This is a genomic window from Exiguobacterium sp. s125 (assembly GCF_018618605.1).
In the GTDB taxonomy this organism is placed as follows: domain Bacteria; phylum Bacillota; class Bacilli; order Exiguobacteriales; family Exiguobacteriaceae; genus Exiguobacterium_A; species Exiguobacterium_A oxidotolerans.
This window is the reverse complement of record NZ_JACSMI010000009.1, coordinates 48,258-54,428: the sequence shown is the minus strand read 5'-3', so window position 1 is coordinate 54,428 and position 6,171 is coordinate 48,258. Positions and strand designations below refer to the sequence as shown.

Sequence of the window (6,171 nt, the reverse complement as noted above, 5' to 3'; positions counted from 1 at the left end):
ATGCCGAACACGGAAGTTAAGCACTTGAACGCCGAAAGTAGTTGGGGGCTTCCCCCTGTGAGGATAGGACGTTGCCAGGCAATTGAAAAAGACCGATCTGCATCTTGCAGGTCGGTCTTTTTGTGTATGTTCATTTAGAGTTAAATTATTTGCAATTCACTTTTAAGATGATTACTATTAAATCAAACAATAGTCAAAGATGGTCAGAGAGGTGGTGCCCATGCAAAACATCACAGATATCATCGAAGCCTATTTAAAACAAATCTTAAATGATGAAACAAAAGTTGAAATCAAACGTCAAGAAATTGCCCAGCGTTTTGATTGTGTTCCTTCCCAAATCAATTATGTCATCAACACACGTTTTACAGTCGAAAAAGGCTATTTTGTCGAAAGTAAGCGTGGTGGTGGAGGGTATATCCGGATTCAGAAAATCGTTTTGCTAGATAGTCACGATCTCTTAGACGAGATGAGTGCCTGGGTCGGTGATCAATTAACCGAACAGGCTGCTGAAGATTATTTGATTCGATTAATGAATGAACAATTATTAACGCGACGTGAAGCGATTATCATCCAAGCGTTGTTACGAAAAGAAAGTCTACCGATGGATGTAGAAGATCAACACCGGATGCGAGCGCATCTGATGCAATCACTTCTCCAAACCATCAAGCGATTGTAGCATTGGAGGAATGCCATATGCGATGTCAACGTTGTTTAGAGCGCGAGGCAATCGTACGTGTCAAACTTCCACAAGAAACGGAAGGAGCAGAGCGTGTTTTATGTTCTGTATGTGTCCGAGAGCTTGCGCGCGAGTATCAAGGTACAACGTGTCCTTCTTGTGGTATGACACGACAACAGTTGTTGCATTTGAGAAAAGTTGGTTGTGCGACGTGTTACACCGTATTTAAGGATGAAGTCGATGGAATGGTCCGTCAATTCCAGCATGGCCACTCCAAACATTATGGATCACGCCCTGATGAAGAATCAGTCGAAAAGCGTTTGAAGCAACAGTTAAGCCGGTTAAAAGAACAACTCAATCGGAAGGTCTTGTCAGAAGATTACGAAGAAGCTGAACTGATTAAACAACAGATTGTTAGCGTCGAGGAGGATTTGCGCCATGTTTAAAGAATTATTGACGCATCCTTTAAGTGAAAAAATGAATCAACAAGCCCCTTATGATGACATCGTCGTCTCGACACGGATTCGTTTAGCTCGAAATGCGATGCAATATCCGTTCTCGACGATGCTGTCGGAAAAAGAGGCGAATGAACTGATTGATGAAACGGAACGCCAGTTGAGTGGACTAAAAGGATTCCGATTTGGACGGGTCGACCAGGCGGATGCGCTGACACGGACTGCTTTAGTGGAAAAACACTTAATCAGTCCCGCACTTGCATCCCATCCACGGACGGGATTGTTCATTAGTGAAGATGAACAGATTAGCGTCATGGTGAATGAAGAAGATCATTTCCGGATTCAAACATTGTTTCCGGGTCTACAACTCGAAGAAGCTTTTCGGATCGCGAAACAAGTCGATCAATTGATTAGTGAACGTTTTAAGATTGCCTTTGATGATACACTCGGTTATTTGACAACCTGTCCGAGCAATGTCGGGACGGGACTTCGCGCTTCTGTCATGCTGCATCTACCTGGACTTGTCTTGACGAATCAAATTCAAGGATACGTCAAGCACTTGAGACAGCTTGGTTTTGCGATTCGTGGCCGGTATGGTGAAGGCAGCGACGCCTCTGGGCGGATGTTTCAACTGTCGAATCAACGGACTCTTGGAGCGAGTGAAGATATGCTGATTACGGATTATCTTTTTGCTGTTGAAGCATTAATTGAGGCAGAACAGGCCGCAAGAAAAGGATTAATGGAGATGTATCAAGAAGAACTAGAAGACCGGTTATACCGGTCGTATGGCATTTTAACATCCGCCCGTTTAATTACGGCACGAGAAGCAACGGAACGTCTATCCGATGTTCGCTTAGCAGATGGGCTAGGATTAGCTGTCAATCTCGCACCGAATGTGTTTCATCATTTACTTGTATCCTTACAAACAGGTTTTCTACAAAAGCATTTCGGGAATCAATTAACAACAAGAGAACGGGACATCGAGCGAGCGAATGTGATTCGTCAGATGTTAACCGAACAGAAACACAGGGATCACACACAAGGAGGTTTTGCGTAATGATGTTTGGACGATTCACAGAACGTGCCCAACGCGTACTCGCACTTGCACAGGAAGAAGCAGTACGACTCGGACACCATAATATCGGGACAGAACATATTTTACTCGGGCTTGTACGTGAAGGAGACGGGATTGCTGCGAAAGCTTTAACAGCACTCGGACTCAGTTCAGATAAAATTCAAATGGAAGTCGAAGCATTGATCGGTCGTGGACAAGATGGTGCGACGACGATTCACTATACGCCGCGCGCAAAAAAAGTCATCGAACTTTCAATGGATGAAGCACGTAAGCTCGGTCATTCGTATGTCGGCACGGAGCACCTCTTACTCGGCTTGATTCGTGAAGGTGAAGGTGTTGCGGCACGCGTCTTAAACAACCTTGGAATCAGTCTTTCTAAAGCACGTCAGCAAGTATTGCAACTGCTTGGGAACAGCGAAACGACAGCTAACGCATCACAAGCAGGCTCAGGCGTCGCGACGCCAACGCTAGATGGCTTGGCACGCGACTTGACGCAACAAGCACGTGAGACACGTCTCGACCCAGTCATCGGACGCGCAAAAGAAATTCAACGTGTCATCGAAGTCTTGAGTCGTCGGACGAAAAACAACCCGGTTTTGATTGGGGAGCCAGGTGTTGGTAAAACAGCTGTCGTCGAAGGACTCGCTCAACAAATCATCAACAATGAAGTGCCGGAAACGTTACGGAATAAACGCGTCATGGTTCTCGACATGGGGACGCTCGTCGCCGGGACGAAATACCGTGGTGAGTTCGAAGACCGTTTGAAAAAGGTCATGGATGAAATCCGTCAAGCTGGAAACATCATTCTCTTCATCGACGAATTGCACACATTGATTGGTGCAGGTGGAGCAGAAGGCGCAATCGATGCGTCAAACATTTTAAAACCATCACTCGCGCGCGGTGAACTCCAATGTATCGGTGCGACGACACTTGACGAATACCGCAAATATATCGAAAAAGATGCAGCGCTTGAGCGTCGTTTCCAACCAATTCAAGTCGCTGAACCAACAGCGAACGAAGCAACACAAATCTTGTTTGGTCTTCGTGACCGTTATGAAGCCCACCACCGTGTCACGATCACGGATGAAGCGATTCAAGAAGCGGTGACGCTTTCTGACCGTTACATCTCAGACCGTTTCCTACCGGATAAAGCAATCGACTTGATTGACGAAGCGGCTTCAAAAGTTCGTCTTCGTTCATATACAGCACCACCGAACTTAAAAGAAGTCGAAGCAAAACTTGAAGGCATCCGAAAAGATAAAGACGAAGCCGTCCAAAGCCAAGAATTCGAAAAAGCAGCAAGCTTACGCGACACAGAGCAAAAACTTCGCGATGAGCTCGAGCGCTTAAAAGAAGAATGGCAGAACAAACAAGGCAATGAGAAGCTTGAAGTCACAAAAGATGATATCGCGCAGGTCGTCGCGAGCTGGACGGGCGTACCCGTAACGAAAATCGCTGAAGAAGAAACCGATCGTTTGCTCCGTCTCGAAGAAATTCTTCATAGTCGGGTCATCGGTCAAAATGAAGCGGTCAAATCAATCTCAAAAGCAATCCGTCGCGCACGTGCCGGACTCAAAGATCCTAAACGTCCAATCGGTTCATTCATCTTCCTCGGTCCAACGGGTGTCGGTAAAACAGAGCTTGCCCGTGCCGTCGCAGAATCGATGTTTGGTGACGAGGATGCCATCATCCGAATCGACATGTCAGAATACATGGAGAAACATGCAACAAGCCGACTCGTCGGTTCACCTCCTGGATATGTCGGATATGAAGAAGGCGGTCAATTGACTGAAAAAGTACGCCGTAAACCGTACTCCGTCATCTTGCTTGATGAAATTGAAAAAGCTCACCCTGAAGTCTTCAACATCTTGCTTCAAGTGCTCGATGATGGACGTCTTACGGATTCAAAAGGCCGGACAGTCGATTTCCGTAATACGATCATCGTCATGACGTCGAACGTCGGTGCAAGTGCCCTCAAACGGAATAAATACGTCGGGTTCACAGTGTCGGACGATACGGACCGCGAATACAAAGACATGAAGGGGAAAGTGATGGACGAACTGAAGAAAGCCTTCCGTCCTGAGTTCTTGAACCGGATTGACGAAACGATCGTCTTCCACTCACTTGAGAAAAAACACATCGAAGAGATCGTCAAACTCATGGCGAAGACTCTCGAAAAACGCCTTGCGGAACAACAGGTTCACTTTGAATTGACACCTGCCGCGCTTTCGAAGATTGCCGACATCGGATACGACCCAGAATACGGAGCTCGCCCAATCCGTCGTGCACTTCAACGAGAAGCTGAGGATCGTTTGTCGGAAGCATTGCTTGCGGGAGACATTCAAAAAGGAGAACGTGTTGCACTTGATGTAGAAAACGATGAATTCGTCGTCCGCCGCCACCAAGTGGAACCGGCAACGACAGAATAAGTGATCAACAGGGTCCAGCTTTCGCAAGTACGAAGCGAAAGCTGGGCTTTTTCTTGGATAGAGAAAGGATGAACAGAGTGGCTAAAATGAAGACGAAATTTGTTTGCCAAAGCTGTGGGACGGAGTCACCGAAATGGATGGGACGCTGCTCCGGCTGTGGGGAATGGAATACGATGGTCGAAGAAGTCGTCGAGGAGAAGAAAGCACGACGCGGTTCCGCTTTTGTCCATACGACGACGAAACAATTGAAACCGGAACGTCTCGCAAATATCGTCTCACAAGAAGAAAGTCGTGTCTTCACGGGGAGTAGTGAATTTGACCGTGTGCTCGGCGGCGGGATTGTGCCCGGATCGATGGTCCTCGTCGGAGGTGACCCGGGGATTGGGAAATCGACGATTCTGTTACAGACAAGTGCTCGCCTTGCACAACGCGGCGAAAAAGTCCTCTATATCTCAGGTGAGGAATCGCTCAAACAGACAAAACTCCGCGCTGAACGGCTCGGTTTACCGACTCAAGACTTATTCGTGCTCAGTGAAACGGACATGAATATGATTGAGCGGGTCGTCGACGAAGAAAAACCAGGCTTTTTAATCATCGACTCGATTCAAACGGTCTATATCGATGAAATTCAGTCTGCCCCTGGTAGCGTCACGCAAGTACGTGAATGTACGGCGATGCTGATGAAAATCGCGAAGAGTCGCGGCATTGCCATCTTTATCGTTGGTCACGTCACGAAACAAGGTTCGATTGCCGGACCCCGTTTGCTCGAACACATGGTCGATGCCGTCCTGTACTTCGAAGGGGAACGTCACCATACGTTCCGGATTCTCCGTGCCGTCAAAAACCGGTTTGGTTCGACGAACGAGATTGGAATCTTTGAAATGCGGGAGTCTGGTTTAGAAGAAGTCTTGAATCCATCGGAAATCTTCCTCGAGGAGCGGACGTCCGGTGTATCGGGTTCGACAATCGTTGCTTCGATGGAGGGGACACGGACTGTTCTCGTTGAGTTACAAGCCCTGATTTCACCGACATCATTCGGTAATCCACGCCGTATGGCAACAGGGATTGACCAAAATAAAGTGGCCTTGCTGATGGCAGTGCTTGAGAAACGATCTGGTTTACTGCTCCAGACACAAGATGCCTATTTGAAAGCAGCTGGTGGCGTCAAGCTCGATGAACCGGCGATTGACCTCGCCGTCTGTGTCGCGATTGCCTCGAGTTTTCGCGACAAGCCGACACGTCCGACAGATGTCGTCATTGGTGAAGTAGGTTTGACGGGAGAAGTCCGGCGCGTCTCACGGATTGAGCAACGCGTCGCAGAAGCTGCGAAGCTCGGATTCACACGAGCCATCATTCCGAAAAACAATCTCGGGGGATGGACCTATCCGGACGGCATCACGGTCATCGGTGTCGAAAGTGTTGACGAAGCGTTACGCGAAACCATCCCGTTTTAAACGCCTGAAATGTAGGAAAAGATGGGGAGGCTGTAATGGATATGTAAACAGTTTCCCCACCTTAAGGCGTAGGTGATTCAAA

The 6,171-nt window shown here is 47.7% G+C and carries 5 protein-coding genes and 1 rRNA gene; all 6 read left to right on the top strand.

Features of this window, described 5'->3' with window-relative positions:
• Nucleotides 1–80, top strand: a 5S ribosomal RNA gene (gene rrf / locus KNQ05_RS15880); the annotation flags it as partial.
• 140 nt (nucleotides 81–220) lie between these two features.
• Entirely contained in the window at nucleotides 221–676 is a 456-nt protein-coding gene (locus tag KNQ05_RS15030; protein WP_088835991.1) for a CtsR family transcriptional regulator, read from the top strand.
• Between the two features lie 17 nt (nucleotides 677–693).
• A complete protein-coding gene (locus KNQ05_RS15025) occupies nucleotides 694–1,122 on the top strand; it encodes a hypothetical protein (protein ID WP_088835992.1) in 429 nt (142 codons plus the stop codon).
• Nucleotides 1,115–2,188, top strand: a complete 1,074-nt coding sequence (locus KNQ05_RS15020; RefSeq protein WP_214771737.1) for a protein arginine kinase — start codon at nucleotides 1,115–1,117, stop codon at nucleotides 2,186–2,188. Before KNQ05_RS15025 ends, KNQ05_RS15020 begins: the two co-directional genes overlap by 8 nt.
• Nucleotides 2,188–4,635 carry an ATP-dependent Clp protease ATP-binding subunit gene (gene clpC, locus KNQ05_RS15015; protein ID WP_214805999.1) on the top strand — a complete coding sequence of 816 codons (2,448 nt, stop codon included), beginning with the start codon at nucleotides 2,188–2,190 and terminating at the stop codon, nucleotides 4,633–4,635. Before KNQ05_RS15020 ends, clpC begins: the two co-directional genes overlap by 1 nt.
• Nucleotides 4,636–4,712: 77 nt before the next feature.
• On the top strand, nucleotides 4,713–6,089 hold the full coding sequence (gene radA / locus KNQ05_RS15010) for a DNA repair protein RadA (RefSeq protein WP_029332236.1): 1,377 nt from the start codon (nucleotides 4,713–4,715) through the stop codon (nucleotides 6,087–6,089).
• Nucleotides 6,090–6,171: the final 82 nt, after the last annotated feature.

Coding starts and splice junctions, on each gene's coding strand:
- KNQ05_RS15030 (WP_088835991.1), top strand. CDS start 221: ATGCAAAACATCACAGATATCATCGAAGCCTATTTAAAACAAATCTTA.
- clpC (WP_214805999.1), top strand. CDS start 2,188: ATGATGTTTGGACGATTCACAGAACGTGCCCAACGCGTACTCGCACTT.
- KNQ05_RS15025 (WP_088835992.1), top strand. CDS start 694: ATGCGATGTCAACGTTGTTTAGAGCGCGAGGCAATCGTACGTGTCAAA.
- KNQ05_RS15020 (WP_214771737.1), top strand. CDS start 1,115: ATGTTTAAAGAATTATTGACGCATCCTTTAAGTGAAAAAATGAATCAA.